The organism is Paenibacillus sp. XP01 (assembly GCF_057364885.1).
Window position 1 is genome coordinate 3,572,077 of record NZ_CP139481.1, and the last position, 25,462, is coordinate 3,597,538.

The window sequence follows — 25,462 nt, forward strand, 5'->3', positions numbered from 1 at the left end:
GTTTGAGGTGCCAATATTTAGATACACATCTAATCGGAAATCGGACGATGTTCTTGTTAATTCCGGCAATCGGTACAAGTTCTTGTCCTTGGCTCGGGACAAGAACTTGTACCGATAAAAATAAAAAAATCGCTAATATAGCGAATTTCAATGGGAATATGTTCTTGTCCCCCGACACCAATTGTAAATAAGCGGTTCATGAGCAGACACAACGAAAGTGTAGCTTCCATCAGAATTCACTTTAGCCTGGTGGGGCGTCTCTTTACCCGTTTTTACGTTACGTTTTGTTTTTCCGTTAGCGCAGCGAAAACAGCCGATATCTTTGTGACCGGCTGCCTTCGAGGAATTATTAAGCAAACGTCTCCCGTTAGTTAAATGTTCACCTATTGGAATGAATCAAGGACTTTTTATGAATGTATTAAGTTCATCCAACTTTTCTTGAGGAATATTCTTGTTAAAACACCTATTTAAACTAGAGTTTATCTTGTAAAATCATTGTTCCCCATACATGCATAGCTTCTAACACAGGCTGAAATTGTTTGCCTTGCTCAGTCAATGAATACTCTACTTTCGGGGGAACAACTTTAATTAGCATAAAATAATTTGTGTAGTAAGGTTTTCAATGTATCCGCTCAATGTTTAGACATCCATCTAATCGGCAATCGGACTATGTTCTTGTCCATTCCGGCAATCGGTACAAGTTCTTGTCCTTAGCTTGGGACAAGAACTTGTACCGATAACATAAAAAAGCCGCTAAATTAGCGACTTCAATGGGACCCTGTTCTTGTCCCTCGACAAAAACTGATCCACAGCCATCATACAACTTTTGTGAAAACTCACGAATAAAGACTTGTTCATCCATCAACATAATCCTCCCCATTAGGTACTTTACAAATTAAAACCCTAAATTTTTCTGTCAAAAAATGAACTTGTTCTTTAGATAGTTTATCATTAAATTGCCGGAAAAAATCGAATCTTTTATGATACGCATAAAAGCGATTGATATTCCACTAACCTGCCCGTTCGTATTATGAGATCAACCAGTTCTTTCTGATTGATCCTTTTTTCATTTGCATAAATGATTAAGTTAGCTGGTTGAACGCAACTGGCCGTGGGACTTGATCCCAAGTCTCTAGTGTTCGCCCTACTTGTCATGACTATGATTGAGGCTGGTTGGGATGTAATATCCCGTATAACAAGCGATGCAATGGAGCTGATCTCCGTCATGATATTATTTAGATAACTACCTAATCCCAAATGACACAATGTTCTTGTCCTTTTCGGCAAATGAACCAAGTTCTTGTCCTCAGCTTGGGACAAGAACTTGGTTCCTTAAAACAAAAAAGCCGCTATAATAGCGACTTAGAATGGAACAATGTTCTTGTCCCTTGACACCAAACATTAGTTCTTATATCTATGATTTCGTCTAACTAGATTTATGTAAATTTATAAGCTGCTTATCACTTGGATTGTTCATGATAAGCATCGCAACTTTTACGCTAAGGCAACAAGTATCTCCGTTCCGCCCTCATCGAACCCCTCCCACTCCATACGTGGATCTGATAACGATCTCGGAGCTCAATACAGACGAATCGCAGCCCGCAAAGGAAAGCAGCGAGCGGCCTGTTGAGGCAGCAAGTTTGTTAAAAATGTGACATGCTGCCTTTTTAGGTTACTGCATTTTACTTGGATTCTCGACGAACATACGATTAATATGTATTCAACTCTTATTGATCCATCTCATTATTCAACTAACCTGCCCGTTAGTTGACAAAAAGCAGCAGATCATATTGACCAGCTGCTATCTTTATATTGTTACATTAACGTTTCCCGTTAGTTTAACGAGTTTTAATAATTTCTTGCCAGTTAGAAGGCAAGTAATAATCCCTAATGTGCTTATACCCAAGAACCACTACTGATCCGGAGTTATCTATACGAAACCTCATCGAGTCGAGTCCAACATCCAAATGAGGCCTACGTACGGGATTGTTTTAACCTGAACATCAATATGCGAAGAATGATATTCACCGTCTACATCAGTCCCATCCAAAAAAGGCGCATACGTAGGTAATACAGTTAATTTACTTGTATAGTATTGGTTAATCTGTTCCTGTATTTTTGGAGCTAACAAAGTAAGTACAAGCCGTTTCAAAGGTTCATCGTTTGGCTTTGAACAAACGGGCTGTATTGTCACAAAGAAAATGATGACTGTTAGCATTGATCCGATACATCTTACTAAAACCCTCATCCTCAGCATTTTAAGGGAAGTTTTCACTAAATGAAGATAATTTATTATGCTATCCTGCCCAATAGTTGATTAATGATCTAACCATTGCCCCAAATAAGTCTTTTGAGGTAAATCCATATTGTTGTATGATTTAGAAATTTCCAAACGAAAAATATCCTTTGTTTTATCAGTGAGTATATATCCATTTATTGTGTTAACAATCATCTCAATTTCAGATAAATTGTATGAAGTCATATCCATTTTCGAAATGCTCACTTGCTTACCCAGCATTTCTGATAAAGAAAATATAATTTGTTTCTTTACGTCGTCATTTAAACCTTCAAACAGGAGTACAAGGTTTTCAAGGTCATTCTTGCTACCTTCCATCAAACTGTGGGATTGTATCCCAATATGTCCTGGAGTTGAGGACTTGATAGCATAAATCTCAATGATGTCATCCATTTTAAATTTAAAGTTTAGGCCTTCTTCTGTTTCAACAAATAGGTAGCCCTCATTTAATTCTTTAGAAACACCACGGAAAAATTCATCTTGATTACTATTAACTTTAAATACTACAGAACGTTGTTCTTTAACTGTCATCTCAATAAATTGTCTCTTATTCATCCTATTATGCAATGTGATCCCCTCCCTTTTAAAGATAAGGTGTTCTATATGAGATATGTTGTTCCCTTTTGTCTTTAGACTATCCTGCCTGTTGGCTGAAAAAAAGCTACCGATCACATTGGTCGGCTGCTTTTTTTGTTTCATATCGCTATCGTTCCCCATTAGTGTAATCACTTGTTCAATTATAGATTACGCTAATCTAATCTTATCCTTACTAGACATTGTGAGTTAGAACAAGCAAGCCCAGACCTGACTCTTGATTCTCTATATCATAAAATTGTCAAGTTTGAGTAAGTTTGTTGCTTTATACTTCGTTTTCAACATTTTTTTGTTCCCAATCTCAAGCGTATATTGCATCCCGTTTTTCTGGAATCGAAGTTCATATCTCAATTCGAATTTTGACCGGTACAATGCTTTCGTTCCGTCTTCTAGTTGATAATACACATCGTTCTTCCCTTTTTACCGCTCCAATTCTACTACGACTGGGAATACTTTGACCCGGAAGAAAGCGTTCAGTGCTTTGTTTTGATAAATTAGTTCAAGTGATTCATTACCATCAACGTATCCGTTGAAGTGAGTTATCTCGAACGGAAACACAGTGGGTACCAGTACGTCCCTTTTGAAGCTCAATTGGTACTCCCTGACCAATCGGGCCTTATCGACGGGCGGATTGGCCCCTTCGAACAGATTGCGGATACAAGTTATTCGGTCTTCCTTTATGATTAGTTCCCATATGAAAGCAAGTCGTTCTCCCTCTAGCACTTCATCATCAAAATGAGCCAGTAGGTATTTCACATCTGACTTTGGGGAGGATACGAGCTGCACTCCGCTGATTTTGGATTTTCCCTTATCTTGGGATTTGGACAAAATCCTTGTCTACATATTTTTCGCCTCTTCAAGATCGTTTCTCAGTATAGCTTTTGCAAACCGATTTACTGGTCCCGGGAGAGTTTCGCCATCAGTGGGGGCTGCCACAGATTCGGATGGTTCTATGTTATGGGCTATTATGCTGCTCGCCAGCACCGAATTGAAAAAACTCATTATCATTAGAAGAAACAGCGCCTTAATTTCATAATATCCTCCTTGAAAAGGATCTACTCGCAGTAATAACTTCGCCAATTCGAAGTAGTCTACCCAATGACTGGAGATTTATTCATTCAACTACCTGCCCGTTAGTTTAATGAAATAAGGACAAGATGACGATTAGATAAACGCCTAATCGGCAATAGGAACATGTTCTTGTCCTCAGCAGCTATTTTCAGTCCGAATTTCCCCTTTTTAATACCTAACAACCGTGTTTAACCTCTCCTCTTGTTAGTTGTCACATAACATTGTGAACATTTATGGTACTTAATAAAGCTTCAAGTCCAATGTGATCAATGTTTAGATGTACATCTAATCGGTAATCGGACTATGTTCTTGTCCATTCCGGCAATCGGTACAAGTTCTTGTCCTTGGCTCGGGACAAGAACTTGTACCGATAAACAAAAAAGCCGCTAAAAAGCGACTTCTTATACTTTTCCAAAGAGCTGCAGGTCCATCTTTAAAGAACCACTCTTACTTGTAGATGATTTTTTTACCGCTTTTGCCGCTGCCTTTTTTGCAATTTCCTATGAAACGGCTTTAACAACTTTCCTTGTACCAATTGCCGATTAATCGACATCAATTCTTTGTCTTCTGTTCTTTCAAATCCTTATGATAAAATGCCGTTACTCCAAACCCTCCAATAGAAATTATCATTACAATAATTGCATTACTAGAAACCAAATCCTGCACATCTGAAAGATGGAGCATCTCCTTAATCAAACTTCCTTCGTATGGCGACAGTGTCGCTCCCAGGTTATACGAGATCAATACAATTGTTGTGCCTAATTTCGCCATTCTGGCGATTTGTCGTGCAAAGATATGCAGTAAATATGGCATAATGCAGCGAAACGAAAAACCGATGACCATTGAACAAAAGGTCGTAAGAATGATACTTTGTGAGACTGTCGTAACCCACATTGCTCCTCCAAGTAACATCATCGAGGAGGCCACGATATAATGTCCGAAAATTTTGTATATCTTACCAAAGGAAAATCCAGCAATAAAAGCTCCTAAACCTAAAAATGCAAGCATATTACTACCATTTGTTGCATTCCCAATCTTTTGCTCCAGAAGTAATGGTGTAATCTGTATATTGTAATTAATAAAAATCATTACGATCAAAAACAATAAAACGCCAAAACCGATCATGACTTGAAGTGATTTTTTATCAAGTGTATGATCTGAATGCGTTGTAAGCTGTTGCTTTTTATTTTCATTAAGTCCTCTTCGATCAGAAGGGATGAAACATAAAAATGCGATGAAAATAGGCAGTGCCAGTCCATAAACAAAAAATGAAGTATGCCAGCCCATTGGCAAAAGTTGACCAACCAGTAGCGTTAGGCAAATACCGCCTAAACCTTCAAAAGCACTTTCTAAACCGATCACGGTTGCCTGTTTACTTGGATTCTCACGATACATATCACTTATCATCTGAATAATTAACCTATTGAACAAGCCTATACCTAACCCAAATAAACAACGCGAAACGAATAACAATGAAAAATGCTCATGATATAATGCGGGAAAAATTCCTGCAATGAGAACAAGCCCTAATCCTGTAAGTATCGTTACTTTCTTTCCAATCACTTGTTCCAGACGATTTCCGATCAAAACACCCAGAATAACAAACAGTGAAGGGATTGTCGTCAGTAAGCCTACATGGGTTAACGATATGCTTGGAAAAGCCTTCGCGATGGCAGGTATATTAGCGGCGATTACTGGACCTGAGGAGATTAACAACGCAACGGACAGTAACGAATAGGTTCTAAGCTTCTCCTTGGATATAATAAAAGACCAACTCCTTTATGGCTTCACTTCGTTGTAGGAGAGAACGCAATAACGCATAAAGCCAATGACTTCATGCGTTATTGCTGATTCGTTAGAGCACTGTACCATTGCTTTCAATGACTTTTTTATACCAATCAAACGATTTTTTCTTGCTGCGTTTCAATGTCCCCTCTCCATCGTCATCTTTATCAACATAAATAAAACCGTATCTTTTACTCATCTGCCCCGAACTGGAGCTTACTAAGTCAATACATCCCCAAGTTGTATACCCCAACAAATCTACGCCATCTTCCTCCACGGCGGTTATAAAGGCTTGGATATGTTCGCGCAAATACTCGATTCGGTAATCATCTGCAATAATCCCCATCTCATCAGGCGTATCGATCGCACCCAATCCATTTTCGACGATAAATAGCGGCTTCTGATAACGGTCATATAACGAGTTCAATGTTATCCTTAAACCTTTCGAATCGATTTGCCATCCCCATTCACTCGTTCTCAGATGTGGATTGCGCAGTGTTGGGAACAGGTTGGCTGCCGTTTTTGTATTTACTTCCGGGTCTGCACTTGTTAACCTTGAACCATAATAACTGAAGGATATAAAATCAACGGTATTGTTTCGTAAGCATTCCTCATCTCCGTCTTCCATCACGATATTAATATTCACTCGTTCCAACATTTTCTTCGCATAGTTCGGATACTCGCCACGGGATTGTACATCGACGAAGAAGTAATGCTCACGATCTCTTGTCATTGCTTTCCAGACATCCTCTGGTGCACAAGTATACGGATACGTGTTGGCACCCGCCAACATACAGCCAATCTTCATCTCGGGATTGATTCTACGAGCAATTTCAGTTGCTTTTGCACTTGCAATTAACTGATGATGAGCAGCCTGATACTTAACAGCATCTTCATTTTCGCCTTCTTCAAACACAAGCCCCGAACTTCCGAAAGGCAGGTGTAACAACATGTTGATTTCGTTAAAGGTAAGCCAGTATTTCACTTTATGCTGATAACGGTTGAAGATCGTTTCACACAATCTCTCATAATGATCAACCATTTTCCGACTTCTCCACGAACCGATCGTTTTCACCAAATGGATGGGCACATCAAAGTGGGTAATCGTTACTAATGGCTCGATCCCATATTTCAAGCACTCGTCGAACACATCATCATAAAATTTCAAACCCTCTTCGTTTGGAAGCTCGTCATCTCCATTAGGGAAGATTCTTGTCCATGCCAACGATAAACGGAAACACTTAAAGCCCATTTCAGCAAGCAAGGCAATGTCTTCTTTGTAGCGATGATAAAAATCGATGGCCTCATGACTTGGATAGAAATGCTCATTATCACATTCCAGCATTTTCATTTTACCTCGCAACACAGGAACACGATCCTTGCCTGCCGGAATGACATCAACGGTGGATAGTCCCTTATTCCCTTCTCTATATCCCCCTTCGCATTGATTGGCCGCAACGGCTCCACCCCATAGAAAATCTTCTCTTAGTGCCATCTATAACACTCCCTCAACTTAAATAATCGTTACGCTTTTACAACTAACAATGTATTGTCAAAATTAATATGTTGTTGACTCGTTTCTGGTATTACATCTGAGTAGCTATAGGTGTTGGTGACAATAATAGGCGTTTGAGTAACATAGCCCTCCTGTCTGATTTTTTCCAGATCGAAGGTTATCAGTGTCTGTCCTTTCGTAATTCTCTGGCCTTCTTCAACAAAAGCTTCAAAGTATTTCCCATTCAGTTTCACTGTATTTAAGCCAACATGAATTAGAATTTCGACCCCCTCATCGGACAATAACCCCATCGCATGTTTCTTAGGAAACAAGGATACAATCTTGCCATCAAAGGGAGCAATTACTTTGCCCTCACTAGGTTCTATCGCAATTCCTTTTCCCATGGCCTCAGCTGCGAAAGCTGCGTCCTGTACATCCTGGAGTGGAATGATTTGACCTTTAATTGGAGTCGTAATCACGGAATCTTTTATTTCAATGACTTTATCCGTAACCGCGCTCACGCTTTCCGTGCTTTCAATAGGATCTTGAGCCGGTACATCTTTTTCGTATTTCAAACTGAGCAAATAGGTAAGTGCTGCCGTCACAACAGTTGTTATAACTAGTGCGATCAGTATGTTATATAGATTCCAGATATTTTCGCCAATGTACAACGGAATCGCTGGAATTCCTGAAGCGCCTGTCGCATAACGAGAAACATCCATTAGCCCTGCATAGAGTCCACCACTGGCGGCTCCAATCATACCCGCTACAAGCGGGTATCTCTTCGGTAAATTCACACCGTAAAGAGCTGGTTCTGTGATTCCCATCAACGCTGTAATACCACTGGAAGCAGAGATTTGTTTTAATGCTTTATCCTTGGTTCTCATCCCTACAACTAAAGCCGCGACACCTTGTCCAATACAGTTGATCATCGCTCCAGGACCGAGGATATTCTCATATCCTGATGTGGTGATTTGAGCGATGGATAGAGGAACAATATTATGGTGCAGTCCAAACATAACCAGTATTGGCCAGAAGGTTGCAACCAGGAAAATAACCAACCAGCTACCGTGTGCACCCAAGAAATCAAAGCCCATAGCCAAGTACGTTCCGAAAAATGATCCTAGAGGCCCTAATACCGTCAAGGCTAGAATACCCGCCACTAAAATGGTGCACATCGGAACAAAAATAACTTTTACTGCATTCGGAATGATCTTCTTAAACATAGATTCAATACAGGATTGTGACCAAACGATCAAGAGAATTGGAACCACAGATGAACTATAAGATACAAGAGTTAGTGGGATCCCAAAAACACTTACCTCATTTCCATCTAAACGCAATTGCGTCAAGTTTGGATGAAGTAAAATACCCGCTAAAACGAGCGCTAGGACGGGACTACATTTTAATTTGTTCGCAGCCGAATATGCCAATAGAAACGGTAAGAAGTAGAAGATGGCATCCGACATAAGACTGACTACATAGTAAGTTTGGGAATCTTTAGATATCCAGTTGAACAAAATCAGTAGCGCGAGTAATGCCTTGATCATACCAGCGCCAGCTATAGCAGGAACAATTGGGCTAAAAGTTCCAGATACGAAATCAATTAATTTCCCCAAAACACTAACTTTTCTAGCATCAGTTGGCTCTCCCGATGAACTCATGTTGGGTTTAAGGTGCTTGATCACTTCTTTGTAAACGTCTTCAACATGTGTCCCAATAACGACCTGGAACTGTCCGCCACTCTCGATCGCATCAATAACACCATCGAATGACTTAAGCGCATTTTGATCTGCCTTGCTATTATCATTCAGTGCAAATCTAAGCCTGGTCATACAGTGAGTCAGCGTGGATACATTCTCACTACCGCCCACTTTCTCTACAATATCCTGAGCTAACTTCTCATATTTCTTGCTCATCCATAATGCCCCCTCTTGTTGTTGCCGTCTAAATGAATGGAGCCGTAAGCGCTTTAAATAACTTTTCCATACAAAAAAAGCTATTTATCATTAATACATAAAGGCTGCATTCATTACACCTTTAAAATATCATCAGATAAACAGCTATAGCCAATGCCTATAATTTATACTTTATTATGCTTGAAAAGCATTTTTGATATGCTCCAAAAAACGTATCGCAGTTTGACTGAATATCTTATGTTTTTTCCAGACAATCACCGTCGGAAACTGAAGTTCCGGGTAAAAGGGTCTAAAACATAGCGTGTCAGACTGCTTCATTGTAAGCGCACCTTCAATACAAATTGCAGTTCCTAATCCCTGTTCGACGAGGTTAAGCACGTTAGATATTAAATTGTAGGTCGCTACAAAGTTTAGATGTGCGTATTCATCGGCAAACCAGCTTGCAATCTCGTTTTGTACGACAGACCGACTGGATATGAGCAGAGGCACCCCGAATAAATCGGTTGAAGTTATATACTCATTCTGTGCGAGTGGTGATGAGGTCTTCATAAGGACTCCCCAGCGCTCTTTTTGAGGCAGCCTGATAAAATCATATTTCTCAATGTGAATTGGCTCTAATAAAATACCTACGTCGAGCAGTCCTTTATCTATACGCTCCTTTATGTCATCGCCCGTTCCACTAAAGATATGGTACTTAACCTGCGGATACTCGACATTGAACTCTTTTAGCAGACTTAATATCACATTAGATGTTAAAGATTCAACACTTCCAATGGAGATGGTTCCTCCCACCAGGTTATGCTGGTCCCTAAATTCCTTCTCCGTTCGATCCGCAAGAGTAAGGATCTCCTCTGCCCTCTGACGCAAAAGCATACCTGCCTCCGTTAGTGTTATTTTGCTTTTCCCACGGATAAACAACTGGGTTCCTAAATCTTTCTCCAAATCAGCCAATTGCCTACTTAACGTAGGCTGTGTTACATGGAGAATCGTTGCTGCATGCGTTATATTCTCTACACGAGCAACTGTTAAAAAATATCGAAGCACTCTTAATTCCATAATTTCCTCCTAAGATGCATCAAAAGAACGATTTTAGTGGTGCGATGAATTCGTAGTCTTCAGCTAACGATTAACCTGAGGATGACAGTTGATTGGGATGATCAACTGCCTTTCCTAACTAATATGGGTGATTATACATCAATTAGAGTGAGATTACTTACTCAATGTATTATACGCCTCATCGGATACAGGCTCTGACCAATCGGTTTTACCTGGTGTAAGTGCCAAGTGCACAAACCAGCTATCACTTGTAGCTCGATGTCAATGTTTGATTTTAGCTGGTATGTTAATAACATCTCCGGCTTTGGGTCATTGTGCTTCCTTGCCTTCTTCCTGATGCCAGCCCTATAATCAATATTTGTCCTTTGTGATGCGCCTGCCAGTTGTTACGGGCTTCTGGAGCAAATGTTACATTTCATATAGCTGTATTCAGCGGAGTCGGGTCTGTAAACATTATCGTGTGAAGAAGGTAGACGTTCAATTTGAAGTTAGATAACTACCTATTCCGAATGACACAATGTTCTTGTCCTCAGTTTGAGACAATAACTTGATTCCTAAACAAAAAAGCCGCTATAATAGCGACTTTGAATAGAATAATGTTCTTGTCATACAACATTTTTCACATAAGTAGTGCTTTCAAAAAAGTCGTTGTTCCCCCAGTAGGATAACGGGAACCGTTCCAGCTTAGTTGTGTCTTATAGAAGAATAAAGCCTGCGCGGTATTATACCCAGACCTTTCGCCCCAGTTCTGGGTTACCATCCGATAGCCGCACCATCGCATCGTGGGTCGGTACCCCCGAGCAGGAAGCCATTGTCATCGATCATAATGGCGTGCGCATGTCCCATGACTCTAGCAAAATCTTCAACTGTATGCACCGCGTGTCCGGCCAGCCGTAAACGCTGCTGCACTTCTGCCGCGATTCGGCCTTCCACTCGCAATTCTTGCGTCGCCTCTCCCCATGTTCTTCCCCACACCCAGCGGGGTTCACTGACAGCGCTCTGGGGGGCCATGCCATAATCCACCATGCGGGTCAGCAGCGCGGTCTGTGTCTGCGGCTGACCTTCTCCTCCCTGGGTACCGTACAAAATATACGGTTTCCCATCGCGGCAAGCCATTGCCGGCATCAGCGTATGAAAGGTTCTTTTGTCCGGTTCCAGCCTGTTCACATGCGACGGATCAAGGGAGAAGAACGAGCCTCTGTTCTGCAGCAAAATACCGGTGTCTCCCCCAACCACAGCCGAGCCGAACTCAAAATAAAGACTTTGGATAAATGAAACGGCATTGCCCTCACTGTCTACTACCGCCGCATATGCCGTATCATGGCCTACCGGCTGGGTGTTCATCGGAAGGGCTCGCTCCATATCGATGCAGGCCGACAGCTTCGCGGCATAGGATTTGGATAGCAGCCGATCCAGAGGAATGGAGGAAAATTGTGGGTCTGTCAAATAACGATCGCGGTCACGGAAGCTCAGCTTCAGCGCCTCCACGAGCAGGTGATAGTACTCATAAGAACCATGCTCTATACTCTCCAAATCAAACTGTTCGAGAATTTGAAGCGCCATTATACCGGTAAAGCCCTGTGAATTCGGTGGGACCTGATAGAGATCAAGCCCTCGCTAACTCCCTTTGATCGGCTCCACCCATTCACCTCGGTGTCTCGCAAAGTCCTCCAGTGTCAGCAGACCGCCCTGCTCCTTAAGTGAGCGAACAATCTCCAGACCAACACTGCCTGAATAAAATACGTCTCGACCCTGATCCGCAACCTGGAGCAGGCTGTTTCCCAAAGCAGACTGCACAAAGCGGCTGCCCTGCTCCGGGACCTTGCCTCCAGGCAGATAGATGGCGGCTGTCTGTGGATAAGCTGCCAGCACATCGAAACGCTCGGCTGTATTGACATGCTGGTCCGGCGACAGCGGGAAGCCTTCCAGCGCATATTGGATCGCGGGCTCAAGCACTTCTGCCAGCGTCTTCGAGCCATATTCCTGTAATATGGCATCCCAGCCGTCCACCATCCCCGGCACGGTGATGACGCTGCGCGGCCCCCGCTGTGGGATGGCTGATTCGCCCGCAAAGCTGGCGGCGGTAATCCGGCTGCCCGAACGTCCACTCGCGTTATACGCCCTGACCTTTCTCTCTTCGGTGCTATAGGTCAGCCAGAAGGAATCGCCTCCCAGTCCCGTCATATGGGGGTATACGACGGCAAGACAGGCGCTCACCGCCACGGCGGCATCAAAGGCGTTACCTCCCTGCTGCAAAATACGCGATCCTGCCGCGCTGGCCAAAGAGTGAGGACTGACTACCATCGTCTGGGTGCCTGTGACTTGTGGAACCATCTTGCCACCTTCTTTCTCTCTTATGTTCAACTGACGGTAACTCCTGTTTGTTGTCTAATCATGTTACTAATTCAGACGCGAATGTCTGAGCTGTATGCAGAGCAGACTGCCATCTGCCGGAGGCATACACCCAGCGACTCATTTTTGTACCTGATAGCAGCTGCGTGACATCTGAAGCATCCGTGACTACAAAGTTGCAGGCGAGGCCTTCTTCTATTCCATACTCTTCGCAGCCCGTGATTTCAGCAGGTATATCCGTGATCATGCGCAGCAGCTGTACCAAATCCCGTTCACTGCCCATATGGGCAGCATACGATGTGATTTGGGCGATCTGTATCAGATCCCCGCGGCCGAACGGATGGAACGGGTCTTGAATATTGTCGGAGGCCGCAGCAAGCGGAATGCCTTCGGCAAGCAGCTCGCGAATGCGTGTTGTGCCCCGTCTTACCAGGCCGCGATCTTCCCGTCCCTGAAGATACAGGTTCACCGCAGGGAGCGTTACCGCGTTCAGACCGGCCTCCTTCATCTTCGCCATCACATGCTGTGCATCTTTTTCCGTCATGGCAGACAACGAGCACAGATGATCTGCCGTCACTCTGCCCTGATAACCGTAGCGAGTCGTATGCTCTGCAATGCTCAGCACGGTTTTTTTTCCGGGATGATCACTTTCATCTGCATGCAGATCAATGGGTACGCCGAAACGTTCCGCTAACCGAAAAATCCTGCTTATCTCTCTTTCAGAGTCATCTGCAAGATGAGGGGCTCCACCCAGTACATCAATCCCCATCCGCACTGCTTCCTCGATTGCCTCATCCGCAGCTTCATGATTGCCTCGGAACGGAACCATGAGTGCATATTGGATAGCCATACGGCCCTTCAACTTCTCCCGTACTTCCAAGGCTGCCTCGATCGTCCGAAAGGCCACCTCTCTCCCCAAATGAACAGGGAAGTCAAGGTGGCTCCTTATGGTCGTGGTCCCGTAGCTCAGTGCCATTCTGGCGGCAGTCAGCATGCGTTCCGCTAGCTGCTCCTTGCTGAATGTCTGTACAGCCTGGCTGTAATTAAGAATGGCTTCATGAAGCGTGCCGGATCGGTTCGACACCTGCGAGAGCGAAAAGGCCTTATCCAGATGCATATGACAGTCAACCAGGCCAGGAAGCATCATGCCGCCCTGCAGATCGATGCAATCCGCGTCTGAGAGCCGTTTCAGGTCCAATCCAGCCTGATGCGGGACCATCAGACGGGAAGCACCGCTTTCCCGTGCATCAAGGAAACGATCTTGCCGACGGATACTAACCCATTTTCCAACCTCCGCCTTTAGTTCATAAAGACAGAGGTCTTCCCGGTGCGGAAGGCGTACATTAATGAAACGCATCCCTGCACTCATTGTGCGGTAGCCAGCGCCTGAAGCACGGCCAGATCCTCCTCGTCAAGCTCGGTGGCCGGACCCGCTTTGATCATATCCGAGAACATTTCGTCCGGTACCATGGTCGTCAGACAATACAGACGTGTGCTGCCCGTGTTAATAATATCGTGATGGTTGCCCGGTGGAATGATAATGAAGGAGCCTTGGCGGATCGGAGTCTCATACTCGCTGCCAACTTTGGCTAGCCCTTCCCCTTTTAACACATAAAAATATTCATAAGCCTCCCGGTGTTCATTGGATGGAGTTCTGCCTCCAACCTCGAAGATCTCCACAAATGAAGTGAAAGGAACCTGCCCCCTGTCGCACAGCAGGATGAACTTATTCGTATCCTGTGCGGAAATTTTGTGGACGGGACAATTCTCAAAGTTACCAGCAACCAGACCTGGAATGTTCACCATATACATTCAACCTCACTTTGATTGATTTTAATTTAAGCATCGCTTTTTATCTTTTTACCGGCAGCCTCAAACAGGATATGTCCTGTTCTGTACTGCGAACAGCCGTGGTGGCAATCTTCAACCCACCTGTTCCCGTGCTGTTCATCTCGTCCCTAACACCGTTCGGATGCCGGGCGAACAACGGGAAGGCGCTGCCTGTCAACTCAAGCCGGACATACGAGCCAGCCGGCAGGGTGGCCGCCAAGGGACGCAGCCGGATCTGCGCTGTTCTCCATTCATTGGAGGCATCTGCTCCTTCACTGCAGATTTCCGTGCGACCCACACTCAGTAGCCGGGCCGTCCCTTTCTCGGATACGGTGGTGAGGATGGCCACCAGATCCGTCGGACCTCCCAATGTTTGGTACTGAACGGATAACTCCGGGGACCCAAAAATCGGGATATCCTCTGCAAGCGGTCCTCCCGTATATACCAGAATCTCTTGCCGTTCCTGAATGGCAGCTCGGTCGGACGGCAGGTAAGAGTCCAGACGCATCGGCAGACGTGAGTCGTATACGAATACATCCGGCACAGCCTCCTCCACATCTTCCTTATGCTTTTCGAGTCTCCCCCCTCCTGCCGCACCGTTCGCCGGGGTCTGTGACCCGGACAGATAAAACCATTCGGACGGAGAGGCCCCATCCTCAAATAGAAAAGGCAGCTGTTCCGCCGTATGCCATTCATGACTCAATTGGTCAAAATATCGGATAGGCAGTTCACCAGACAGTTCCATGTCTTCCTTGCCCTTCAGCCAATAATCAAACCAGCGCAGCTGCTCCAGATGATGACCACCATCTGCCTGCTCGCCATGATCGATTCCGCCCGCTCTACGCCCCCATGGAATGTGGGCCCACGGGCCGACAATGAGCCGATGAAAGCAATCCGGCGTGGCCGTAGCTTGCAGAGCCTCGAACGATTGTAACGTGCCCATAAGGAAACCGTCATACCAGCCCCCAATATGCAAAGCCGGTACAGGTTCCTTTACGATCTCTTCGATCCAGTTCATCCGCTCCCAGTACTCATCGTACGCTTGATGATCGATCCAATCATAAAATGCGGGAAAGTATTGCTCCAGAATCGGATGTCTTTCATTCAATGGCATTTTCCAAAGTATCTCATCGGGGCTGCGCATGAGTCGTGAGCATTGCTCTGCCGTTTCGAAGTCACCCGCTCTTTGTGCAGTGTCACGAGCAAGCTGGAAAGCCCACGGCAGATGGTTGCCAAGTGCGAAGGAGCCATGCGGATAAAATAAGCCATGATACATGTCTGCCGGACACATGCTCGGTGCAATCGCCTGGAGCGCAGGGGGGTGAAGGGAAGCTGCTGCCCATTGTGTTAGACCTTGATAAGAGAAACCGTACATGCCTACTTTCCCGGTCGAGCCGGACAGACCGGCTGCCCACTTGATGGTATCAAAACCGTCCTCTGCTTCCTGAACAAACGGATTAAATTCGCCTTCCGACTCTCCCCGCCCCCTGACGTCCTGAATTACTACGATATATCCCTTACTTGCATACCAGACGGGGTGGGCATGCGTAACGGTAGAAGCAATCGACCGGCCGTAGGGCTGGCGCATCAGCAGCACAGGATATTCTCCTGTCTCGTCCGGCAGGTATATATCTGAATACAACGTTATACCGTCGCGCATCGTGCAAGGGACCTTTCGCCGGATGACCACATTTCCAAATTTCATGCAACTCGCTCCTTTGCTGTAGATACGGATTGACTATTAAAATCCGCATGGCACGTTAACTGCTGCAGGTTGCGCCATTCGTCCATCATCCGTTGATCAGACGCCACTGACAGCCGAACGCTTTAATTTCTCCTGATTCAAAATCCCCTTCGGGTCGTTGCGGTTTTTGATTTCCCATAAACGATCATGCGCGTAGGATCGCCCGCCCTCCTTCAAATCCCAAGTGTGCGGATTATTTACTCTAACCCGGTTTTCCTCGTAACGTTCCATCAGCTGGTTCAGGTTTTCCTCCGTTGTGAAAGGAACCAGCGGCAGGCCGGAGATCAGCAAATTTCCGTTTTGGCGGGCAAACTCGATATGATTCATCACTTCTGGATATTCCTTTTTCATAGAGGAGATTTGCTCAAGGGCACAGGATGAATCAAAATTCAGCTGCAGATAGGTTAAGCCGGGGTCTGCCTTGCGCGCCCACAAAGTCGTATGATTCCATGTGAAATCGGAGACCCCTACACCTTTGTGATACTGTTCGGCAGAGACCTTCATCGCCAAGTGACCTCCATACTCCGATAGGATACGTTCAAGCTGGGATTCGTTAGCTGTATCCACTTCCAGTAGTGCGACAGCATGATCAGCGGGGAGATCAAGCGGAAGAAAATAGGACGGAACCGGCCATTCATGGATCGAAATTAGCCTTTTCACCAAGGAAGTGTCCTCAGCAACCAACTGCCCGAAGCGAAAAGCCTGTTCAAAACGGTCAAAGGTTACGGCCCACTGCATCCATTCCACTCGGGGAGCCAGATTGATTTCCACTTCGGACAAAATGCCGATTGTACCGTACGTATGCAGGTAAGGCAGCACCTCGTCTCCCTGGAGCTCAATGGTACGGGGATGAACCTCAACGGTCTTGATTTTTAGAGAACGTACCAACCCATCCCAGATCGTCCCCCAGCTGATCGAACCGATGCCGCCAAAACCGCCGCATAAAAAACCACCGATCGTCGCGGATTGAAAGGTGGAAGGCATCGTACGCAGCTCGTAACCTGCCTTGCGGGCAGTCGATTCCATTTTGCCGAGTCTGGCCCCGGCCTGGATCCGCATCGTGCCTTCTCCCATTTCGAGCACCTTGTTGTATTTGGCCAGATTCATGACGATTCCGCCTGTGACCGGAACACATTGACCATAGTTGCCGGTGCCGTTCCCCCTGATGGTCAGCGGAACTCCCAGCTCTGCTGCTATGGAGAGCAGATCGTCAAGTTCTTCCTCGGTGCGCGGACTGGCGATGCACTCGGCGACCTTACCCTGCAGCTGACTGGCCAGCACAGGAGAGAAGTGATGATAATCCATCGAATATTTGGCAAGCGCCGCCTCCTCCCACTGCAGCAATTCCGGATCCATGCGTTCTTTCAATACGGCTATCCAATGTTCATTCACTCGGTTCCCCTCCCGTATTTGTAATACTGATCTCCCAACGGAATCTCTTAGGAATTCGGCAAGAATTCATCCGTAAACACCTTGCTGACATCAGGCTCCTCTTTTAATGCCCCAATCTCCTTAAGCTGCTTTCCGAGCTCCGTCCAGCGTTCCTCTGTCATGTAGCCAACGCCATGTGTCGCCGCATCACCTTCATATACAAACGGGATAAGCGCTTCTGCGGCATAGTTCAGCTTTTCTTTCGTAAAATCAGGGTTTTCCTTTAAAATGACGTCATTCACGGTATCATAATTGGTCTTGTAGTAATCCCAGCCCTTCATCGAAGCCTCGACATAACCGCGCACAATATCAGGATGATCCTGAATATACTGCTCCGTGGTGAATAGCACATTGGAATACGGGTTATAACCGGCATCCGCCAGTAGCAGGAAATCAATGTCTACATTCTGCTGCTTCATCTCGTACGGCTCACTGGTTACATATCCCTGAATGGCAACCGTTTCATCGGCTACAAAAGGAGCCAGAGAACCGGTATAAGCCAATTCCTTCACGTTACCCAATTGGTATTTACTCTTCACAAAATCCCAGAACACCGAGCCCGTCCCCACGTAAACAGAGCGGTTGTTCAAATCGGCCAGGGAGGACATGTTCTGGTTGGCATGAACCATAAGTCCCTGCGGGCTTTTCTGGAATATCGTCGCAATCGCTACAAGGGGGATTCCTTCTTCAACGAGCGACCAGCAATTGATCCGCTGTAGCCAGTCCGAACTGCGCCTTGCCGGAAGCCACGATCTGTGTTGGAGACACCTGCGGCCCACCTGCCTGGATGGTCATATCGAGACCGGCCTCGCTGTAATATCCTTGTTCCTTTGCCGCATACAGCCCCCCATGCTCCGCTTGTGCAAACCAGTTCGTCACCTGTGTAATTGCCGTGAGTTCCTCGCTCCCCCCCGTAGCAGCGGCATTCTGAGGAGTTGGCTGATTCCCGCAAGCCGCCAGCAATGCGGATAAGGAAAACAATGCTGCCAGTAAAACGACAGTTCCTTTTTGTCTGTATTTGTTCATCTCATTACCACTCCCCAAGGAAAATTACGGATGATTTACTCTACTTCTGCTACCGGATTTCGAAGCGTCATAAAGCCACTGATTCTACACTCGGCGACATCTCCTTGCTGAATCCGGACGGAACCGGGTGTGCCCGTCATGATCACATCTCCCGGATAGAGAGTCATCATCTGTGAAAAATACGAGACAATGAACCATGGATGATACATCATGCGAGACACCGTATTGCTATGAATAATCTCATCATTCAACACAGTTTCAACGACGAGACTCTGCAGATCGCCTATTTCGTCAGGTGTTATGAGTTGTGGTCCAAGACTGAAAAATGTATCGGATACCTTGGATCGCTGCAGGAATCTGGGATTCCGTGCGTGAATGTCCTGGTTCGTCATATCCAGCGTTGCGGCAAAACCTGCAATGACCTCCTGCGCACGTTCTTCCGGCACATTTTTGCAGGTTCGGCCGATGATAATGCCAAGCTCTGCTTCTGATGTCACATTCACATCCTGAGCCGTCAGCTGGATATACTCTTCCGGCCCGATCAGGCTGGAGTCCGGCTTCATGAAGCAGACTGGCTCACGCTCTGGAGGAGTAGATGCGAGATCGATCGCTTTTTGCACATAATTCATGCCAATTCCCCATATTTTGCGAGGGTGGCGGAAGAGAGGAGCAGGTATAGCTCCCTCTGAAGGTATGAAAGGGATGGATGAAACTGTTCTGTCCCCGTGCTTCTGGTACCACTGGACAAGCTCCTCTAGCTGGCCTTGCTGCAAGATCTCTATAACGGAGATGCCCCATGTGCTTCCTTCCGCCTTGTTGATCTCCTTCAGAAGAAAGAATCGTTCCCCATGTTCAATCGCGGCCCGTTCACCATCGCCGTGTTTCAGACTGACGAGCTTCACAGGGTCCTTCCTGCTGGCTGCTGAACCGGTTCAGTCCCGCGGACATCGGTGATTTCAAAATCACACAGTTCCTCCAGCGCCTCCGACAAAATCGTTGAGATTCGTTCCTGAATAATGCTGCCTTTCTCCGGCGTGGCCGTCGTCGCATCACCAGCAATACCGGTAGCAGAGATATCTGCTATCTTCCAGGAAAAGCGAATTTTCCCTTCTAATGTAAGAAAGCGGTAAGAGGACATATCAGGAAGCTCTTTGACGAGGAACTCCTTCTTGACCCAGTCCGGTTTAATGGACATTACGAGAGAGGTCTCATAATCGCCACCATGAATACCGTATTCCAGCTCCTCGGAAGACAGGAGATCCTCTGCCACATTCAGACTGCTGGGACTGAGATAGAAAACCATCATCCCCGTTCTGATCCGTATTTCTCGGGATACTGTATTCAGCAAATCTACGTTGCCGCCATGGGTATTAAACAACAGTAACTTGCGAAATCCACTAGCCTTCAGACTTTCTGCAATGTCCAGCATGATAGCATGCAGTGTGCTCGCCGATAAGGAAATGGTGCCCGGAAGTCCGATATGTTCATTGCTTTTGCCATACGAGACCGGAGGCAGCAGCCAGATCTCCTTATCCGCCCGCACCCGCTCCAGCGTTTGGGATAATGTCGCTTCCCCAATCAAAGTGTCCGTATATACGGGCAGATGGGGGCCATGCTGCTCCACAGCTCCGACCGGGAGAATAATCAGCGCCTTCTCCTTCGGCAGTTCTTTGACCTGTTTGCTTGTCAGACGGGGCAAAAATCGTTCCTCCCACGCTGTTCCTTCGTATCGTTGAAACATAACTGACACCCTTTCTCCTGCGGCTTTAATGTTTTTTTGCGTAGCTTAATGTCCATATATCGAATGATGCTCTTATCCTTTTATTGCTGAATTTAATGCTGGAAAAAGGGATGCAGCCCATTTAAGCAAACGTTGATCCTGTCCCGGACCAGCGATGAGAGAAATACCGACCGGACAGCCCAGTACCTCCGCAGCGGGGATCGTAAGCTGCGGCAGGCCCGACAAGCCGGCAATGCAGGTTAAACGCATCGTTTTCACTCTTCGTTCTTCAATTAAAGGTCCTCCCAGCCCCAGCTTCGGGGCCGCTCCAGTGGTCGTAGGAATTACAAGCACCGTATCCGTTCTGAGCAGGTCAGCCATGTACTTGCAAACCCCAACCCGGCGTTTGGCCGCCTTCTCCTGATCGGCACGTTCAACGGTGCTTGCCCAGGAGAATCGCCCGGCCGTATCTGGTCCGAAGGTCGGCTGCTCACGTTCAATCCACGCCCCGTGCTCCTGCCATATTTCATAGCCCTGGATCGCCCTGAACATGGTCATCCATTCAGGTAGACCCTGCGGGGCGATGCGAACCGTTTCATGGCTCGCAGCCTTGCCGCACAGCAGCTTCAGGTAAGGGGTAAGCGCCTCTTTGCTCTCCGTGTCAGCAAGCTCCCACGCATCCTCACCGATGAGCACCCGGCTGAAGCCTGTACCCGAGTCTGTCTGCGGCAAAAGCACTTCTCCTACCCGGCACAGCGTCTCGAGATCACGTGCCATCCAGCCGACGGTGTCGAAGCTGGGTGCGAGTGGGATAACGTCTTTCGCGGAGACAATGCCATGCGATGGACGCATTCCATAAATTCCACAGTACGAAGATGGCACACGTACCGATCCTCCCGTATCCGTTCCAAGGGAGAAGTCAGCAAGCCCAGCGGCGACAGCAACCGCCGATCCGCTCGATGAACCGCCAGGGATACGATCGGGAGCCCTTGGATTCACTGGTGTTCCATAATGAGCATTTTCACCATTCAAGCTGAACATCAGCTCATCCGTATGCGTCATCCCCGTTAGCCTTGCTCCTTGCTGCAATAGCAGGTTGAGCGTTTCCGCGTGTTCCGCCTCGGGCCCATGCGTCTGGAGCCAACGTGGATTACCCGCGCCATTTGTATGGCCACGGACGGCAAACACATCCTTGACCATAAAGCTGAGTCCGTTCAGCTTACCCTTTCCTGTCGGTTCAACGTTTACCTGGTTGACAACGGCGTTCCATTGGTCCTTCATTGCGTCATCCCATCCTTCCGTTCAGCCTTCTAGCGATGCCAGCTCTTCCGAGTTGTTTCTCTCTATAGGGGTCGCTGCCCCGTTCAGCTCTTCTACCAACCAGGTGGAATCCGCAACGAAGCCATAACATTGCTTGATATTGTACAAGGTCGCTTCTATGCAGAAATCCGGGGAGCTTGTTGCCGAGCAATCCTCCAGAAGTATGCCGTCATATCCGAGACAAGCCGCGTCCTGCAGTGTATGCATGACACACTGATCGAGATTTACCCCGGCAAACAACACCGTTTGAATATTGAGATTGCGTAGAATACTGTCCAGTGGTGTATCCCAAAACCCGCTCATGCGGTATTTATCCACATAGATATCATCTGGGGATGAATCCAGGCCATCGACAATTGCCGTTCCCCAACTGCCTTTCTCCAGCACCCTGGAGCCGTTCCCCGGCAGCGGGTCCCCGATGCCGTTGCCCCGTCCATCCGAATTGTACACATGAAGCACGGATGGCGGCACGTTCATTCGGTCTTCCCGGTTGCCCCAGTTCACCCAAATAACAGGCACTCCCGCTTTACGCAGCTCGGGCATCAGTCGGTTCAACCGGCTGACCGGGTTAAGGAGCGGAGAGGTATCGACCCCAATGGAATCCAGCCATCCACCCGGTGTACAGAAATCATTCTGCATATCGATGACAATAACTGCCGTATGCTCGAGATCAAATATGACTTCCTGCGGCTGTGCAGGGAGGGTTACTGACTTGCCGTACTTTTGCGTTCGCCTTAGATCCACCAGCGTTTCGGACACTTGCCAATAGCTCTTTCGATTTCCAAGTTTGAACATATTAAGTCCCCTCATTTTTTCTGAAATTTCTGATTTGTAGCTTCAAGTACTTTTGGTTCAGGTTTATGGCTTCATCAGATACTCCGTTGTAAACGCCTGGGTAACATCTAGCGCCTTCGTTAATCCTCCGCCCTTGATCATCTGATCCTGCAGGGTGCTCCAGCGTTCCTTTGTCATGTAACCAATACCATTTGCCTCAGATTCCTTGTTAAGAATAAAGGGTTTTTCCTGCACTGCTTCATAATTCATTGCTTCTACGGTCATATCGGGATTGTAGGTTTGAATAAACGGGTTTACCGTTTCATAGTGGTCTAGATAGTAGCTCCAACCTTTCTGACTTGCCTGCACTACAGCTTCAACGACATCTGGGTGCTCTTTGAGATAATCTTCCGTCGTAAAAAGAACGTCTGCGTAATTCGCATAACCGGAATCGGCGATTTTCAGATAGTCCACCTCAACCCCCTGCTGGGAAAGCGCGTAAGGCTCATTCGTGATGTAACCCTGATTGAGCGAACTGGGGTCATTGATAAAATTGACAAGCTGCCCGTTATACTTCATTTCTTTTACATCTGTCAGATTGTATTGGCTCTTGATATATTCCCAGTAAGGCACCGCTGTACCGATGTATACGGTTTTGCCGTTCAGGTCTGTAAAATCCTGAATGTTCTCCCCCTTGTGGTACATCAGAACCTGCGGTGTGCTTTGAAAACCGGCAAGGATACCGACAACAGGGATTCCCTGTTCCCGCGCCTTCAAAATTTCATCCGCATAAGAGATACCGAATTCAGCTTTGCCTGCAGCGACAAGCTGCATGGTTGACACCTCGGGGCCTCCTGGCTGAATCGTCATGTCGATCCCCTTGTCCTTATAATAGTTCTGCTGCAATGCCGCAAAATAGCCTCCATCTTCCCCTTTGGCGTACCAGCCCTCGATCAGTTTCACCTGCTTCAAATCTGTTCCGGCTTCCCCTCCCGCCGGGGCGGCGGATTCTAGAGCGGAGGAATTGGAGCATGCGCTTAGAAGCAGTAGGATCAAAGAAGCAGCCGACAGCAGCCATTTCTTGTAACGAAAGTTCATATGATGTTTGGACATGTTGGATCTCTCCCCCGGTTCTGGTATCATTTCATTGCTGATTCATGCCAGGACTTCAAAAGTTTGTTCGACACCATGTTGATGATCAGGAAAAATGCAATTCCCAGGGCGGATGCCGCTAAACCGCAGGCGAACAGGTAAGGCGTTTGCAGGCGGGTTGCCGCAACGGTAATCCCGTAACCGAGTCCGCCTTGTCCGCCACCAATGCCCGCAATGTATTCACCCACGATCGCTCCGACAACCGAACTGGAGCATGAAATTTTCAGCCCTGCCATAATGTACGGGAGTGCCGCCGGAAATCTAAGCCTCCAAATGGTTTGCAGCTTGCTTGCATTATACAAATAGAATAAATTCTTCATGTTCTGATCCGTTGAGTTCAATCCGATCAGCGTATTCGATAAAATCGGGAAAAAGCTGATTAAGAATGAAATGATCACAATGGCATTTATTCCCGCTCCGAACCAGATCACTATGATTGGCGCTACCGCAACGACCGGAATCGTCTGTAGGATAATAGCGTAAGGATATACGCTTTTTTCCACTGTTTTGGACAGGGCCAGCAGAATGGCCAATGAAATACCGAGCACGACACTGATCGTAAAACCGATCAACGCCTCCACAATGGTTGTGCTTACCGACGTAATCAGATTCACGCTGTTCTCAGCAGCGGCCGCGGCAATATCGGATGGCTTGGGCAAGATATAGGGGGGCATTCCGAGGATCCGCACGATTAATTCCCATCCACCGATAAACAGGACAAACACGACGATTGGCGGCAGAATTTTTTTCAGCAGTCCAATGACTGGACTCTCTTCTGCCGGATGATGGCTGCGGGCATTGTCCTTCCCGGAAGCTCGGATACCTGGTGTCGTTTCAACGGCTGGATTAGCTACCATCTCTTCCATGTTGCTTCCCTCTCCTCTCATTTCTGGCTATCAATGTTTCAGTACATTGGACACGCTGCGTACATATTCGCCGAATTCAGGCCGGGTCCGGAATTCGTCATCTCTCGGATAAGCAAACGGAATATCGATAAAATCCGAAATTTTACCGGGACGAGGCGTCATCACTACGACTTTCGTCGATAGGAACACACTTTCGAACACGTTATGCGTAATGAACAGAACCGACATCTTCTTGTCCTGTTCCCAAATATTTAGCAGTTCATCCTGCAGCGTCTGCCTGGTAATTTCATCAAGGGCGCCAAACGGTTCGTCCATTAAGAGCAACTTGGGACGGGATATTAACGCTCGTGCAATAGATACTCTCATCTTCATTCCGCCTGACAACTCACGGGGCAGCACCTTCATATAATCCTTCAGGCCTACCAGCTCTAGAACCCGCTCCCCTTCGGTAATTCGCTCCTTTTTGGATACGCCACGCAAAGTAAGAGGCATGGTGACATTATCAATCAGCTTGGACCACGGGAGCAGGGTATGCTCCTGAAATACAAAGGCAATTTCATTCTGTTTACGTGCTTCCTTTGGGGAAGTACCCAGCACGGTCAGATGACCGGAGGTCGGTTCCGTCAAACCGGCAATCATATTAAAAATGGTAGATTTCCCGCAACCGGAAGGACCGACAAAACATAGAAATTCTCCTTCCCCCACATGCAGATTCGCATGCTGCACAGCTACAGTGCCATTGGGGTAGATTTTGCCGACATCATCGATAACAAGCATGGAACGGCTGTCCTTTTGGGCCGCTGCCTGTTGATTTTGGGTGAGCTGCATCTGAATCCCCTCTTCTCCTTGAAGTTGTGTCCTATCATATAGCCAAAAAATAAGAGTGTAAATATTCCTGACACAATTTTGGTTTTTTATCTAACGGTATACGCTTTACGTTGGTTCAAAAACAGAAGATTCTATATTTTGAGTAAACTTACATAACATATATATAACAAAAAGGATTGCGGGAATTCGACAAGACCCTATAT

20 protein-coding genes and 2 pseudogenes are annotated in these 25,462 nt (G+C 46.7%); all 22 read right to left on the reverse strand.

Annotated elements, in window-relative coordinates; all coding sequences use genetic code 11:
* Nucleotides 1-472: 472 nt before the first annotated feature.
* Nucleotides 473-586 (reverse strand): annotated as a pseudogene (locus SNR34_RS16240) (winged helix-turn-helix transcriptional regulator); the annotation flags it as partial.
* Between the two features lie 81 nt (nt 587-667).
* Nucleotides 668-862 carry a hypothetical protein gene (locus tag SNR34_RS16245; RefSeq protein ID WP_486179600.1) on the reverse strand — a complete coding sequence of 65 codons (195 nt, stop codon included), beginning with the start codon at nt 860-862 and terminating at the stop codon, nt 668-670.
* 1,080 nt (nt 863-1,942) lie between these two features.
* Nucleotides 1,943-2,257 carry a DUF3888 domain-containing protein gene (locus SNR34_RS16250; protein ID WP_486182468.1) on the reverse strand — a complete coding sequence of 105 codons (315 nt, stop codon included), beginning with the start codon at nt 2,255-2,257 and terminating at the stop codon, nt 1,943-1,945.
* A 60-nt stretch (nt 2,258-2,317) separates the two neighbouring features.
* A complete protein-coding gene (locus SNR34_RS16255) occupies nt 2,318-2,851 on the reverse strand; it encodes a hypothetical protein (protein ID WP_486179601.1) in 534 nt (177 codons plus the stop codon).
* A gap of 1,662 nt (nt 2,852-4,513) precedes the next feature.
* Entirely contained in the window at nt 4,514-5,677 is a 1,164-nt protein-coding gene (locus SNR34_RS16260; RefSeq protein WP_486179602.1) for an MFS transporter, read from the reverse strand.
* A gap of 139 nt (nt 5,678-5,816) precedes the next feature.
* A complete protein-coding gene (locus SNR34_RS16265) occupies nt 5,817-7,241 on the reverse strand; it encodes a 6-phospho-beta-glucosidase (protein ID WP_486179603.1) in 1,425 nt (474 codons plus the stop codon).
* A 29-nt stretch (nt 7,242-7,270) separates the two neighbouring features.
* Nucleotides 7,271-9,160, reverse strand: a complete 1,890-nt coding sequence (locus SNR34_RS16270; protein ID WP_486179604.1) for a beta-glucoside-specific PTS transporter subunit IIABC — start codon at nt 9,158-9,160, stop codon at nt 7,271-7,273.
* Nucleotides 9,161-9,334: 174 nt separating this feature from the next.
* Entirely contained in the window at nt 9,335-10,216 is an 882-nt protein-coding gene (locus tag SNR34_RS16275; RefSeq protein WP_486179605.1) for a LysR family transcriptional regulator, read from the reverse strand.
* A 753-nt stretch (nt 10,217-10,969) separates the two neighbouring features.
* A pseudogene (gene ggt, locus SNR34_RS16280) lies at nt 10,970-12,550 on the reverse strand (gamma-glutamyltransferase).
* Nucleotides 12,551-12,608: 58 nt separating this feature from the next.
* Nucleotides 12,609-13,937: an amidohydrolase family protein gene (locus SNR34_RS16285; RefSeq protein ID WP_486179606.1), complete on the reverse strand. Its 1,329-nt coding sequence runs from the start codon at nt 13,935-13,937 to the stop codon at nt 12,609-12,611.
* Complete coding sequence (locus SNR34_RS16290) at nt 13,934-14,374, reverse strand: cupin domain-containing protein (protein WP_486179607.1); 441 nt, start codon at nt 14,372-14,374, stop codon at nt 13,934-13,936. The genes SNR34_RS16285 and SNR34_RS16290 overlap by 4 nt, the downstream gene beginning before the upstream one ends.
* A gap of 46 nt (nt 14,375-14,420) precedes the next feature.
* The gene (locus SNR34_RS16295; protein WP_486179608.1) at nt 14,421-16,103 is read right to left on the reverse strand and encodes a CocE/NonD family hydrolase; all 1,683 of its coding nucleotides are present in this window, start codon (nt 16,101-16,103) and stop codon (nt 14,421-14,423) included.
* Between the two features lie 96 nt (nt 16,104-16,199).
* A complete protein-coding gene (locus SNR34_RS16300) occupies nt 16,200-17,534 on the reverse strand; it encodes an FAD-binding oxidoreductase (protein ID WP_486179609.1) in 1,335 nt (444 codons plus the stop codon).
* 47 nt (nt 17,535-17,581) lie between these two features.
* Nucleotides 17,582-18,202 carry an ABC transporter substrate-binding protein gene (locus tag SNR34_RS16305; RefSeq protein WP_486179610.1) on the reverse strand — a complete coding sequence of 207 codons (621 nt, stop codon included), beginning with the start codon at nt 18,200-18,202 and terminating at the stop codon, nt 17,582-17,584.
* A gap of 58 nt (nt 18,203-18,260) precedes the next feature.
* The gene (locus SNR34_RS16310) at nt 18,261-18,599 is read right to left on the reverse strand and encodes an ABC transporter substrate-binding protein (RefSeq protein ID WP_486179611.1); all 339 of its coding nucleotides are present in this window, start codon (nt 18,597-18,599) and stop codon (nt 18,261-18,263) included.
* Between the two features lie 35 nt (nt 18,600-18,634).
* Nucleotides 18,635-19,501, reverse strand: a complete 867-nt coding sequence (locus tag SNR34_RS16315; RefSeq protein ID WP_486179612.1) for a fumarylacetoacetate hydrolase family protein — start codon at nt 19,499-19,501, stop codon at nt 18,635-18,637.
* Complete coding sequence (locus SNR34_RS16320; protein ID WP_486179613.1) at nt 19,498-20,340, reverse strand: creatininase family protein; 843 nt, start codon at nt 20,338-20,340, stop codon at nt 19,498-19,500. Before SNR34_RS16320 ends, SNR34_RS16315 begins: the two co-directional genes overlap by 4 nt.
* 72 nt (nt 20,341-20,412) lie before the next feature.
* Complete coding sequence (locus tag SNR34_RS16325; protein ID WP_486179614.1) at nt 20,413-21,600, reverse strand: amidase; 1,188 nt, start codon at nt 21,598-21,600, stop codon at nt 20,413-20,415.
* Nucleotides 21,601-21,621: 21 nt separating this feature from the next.
* Nucleotides 21,622-22,434 (reverse strand): cysteine hydrolase family protein, encoded by an 813-nt coding sequence (locus SNR34_RS16330; RefSeq protein ID WP_486179615.1) that lies wholly within the window; start codon nt 22,432-22,434, stop codon nt 21,622-21,624.
* A gap of 63 nt (nt 22,435-22,497) precedes the next feature.
* The gene (locus SNR34_RS16335) at nt 22,498-23,526 is read right to left on the reverse strand and encodes an ABC transporter substrate-binding protein (RefSeq protein ID WP_486179616.1); all 1,029 of its coding nucleotides are present in this window, start codon (nt 23,524-23,526) and stop codon (nt 22,498-22,500) included.
* Between the two features lie 26 nt (nt 23,527-23,552).
* Entirely contained in the window at nt 23,553-24,431 is an 879-nt protein-coding gene (locus tag SNR34_RS16340; protein ID WP_343260452.1) for an ABC transporter permease, read from the reverse strand.
* Between the two features lie 30 nt (nt 24,432-24,461).
* Nucleotides 24,462-25,259 (reverse strand): ABC transporter ATP-binding protein, encoded by a 798-nt coding sequence (locus SNR34_RS16345; RefSeq protein ID WP_343260451.1) that lies wholly within the window; start codon nt 25,257-25,259, stop codon nt 24,462-24,464.
* Nucleotides 25,260-25,462: the final 203 nt, after the last annotated feature.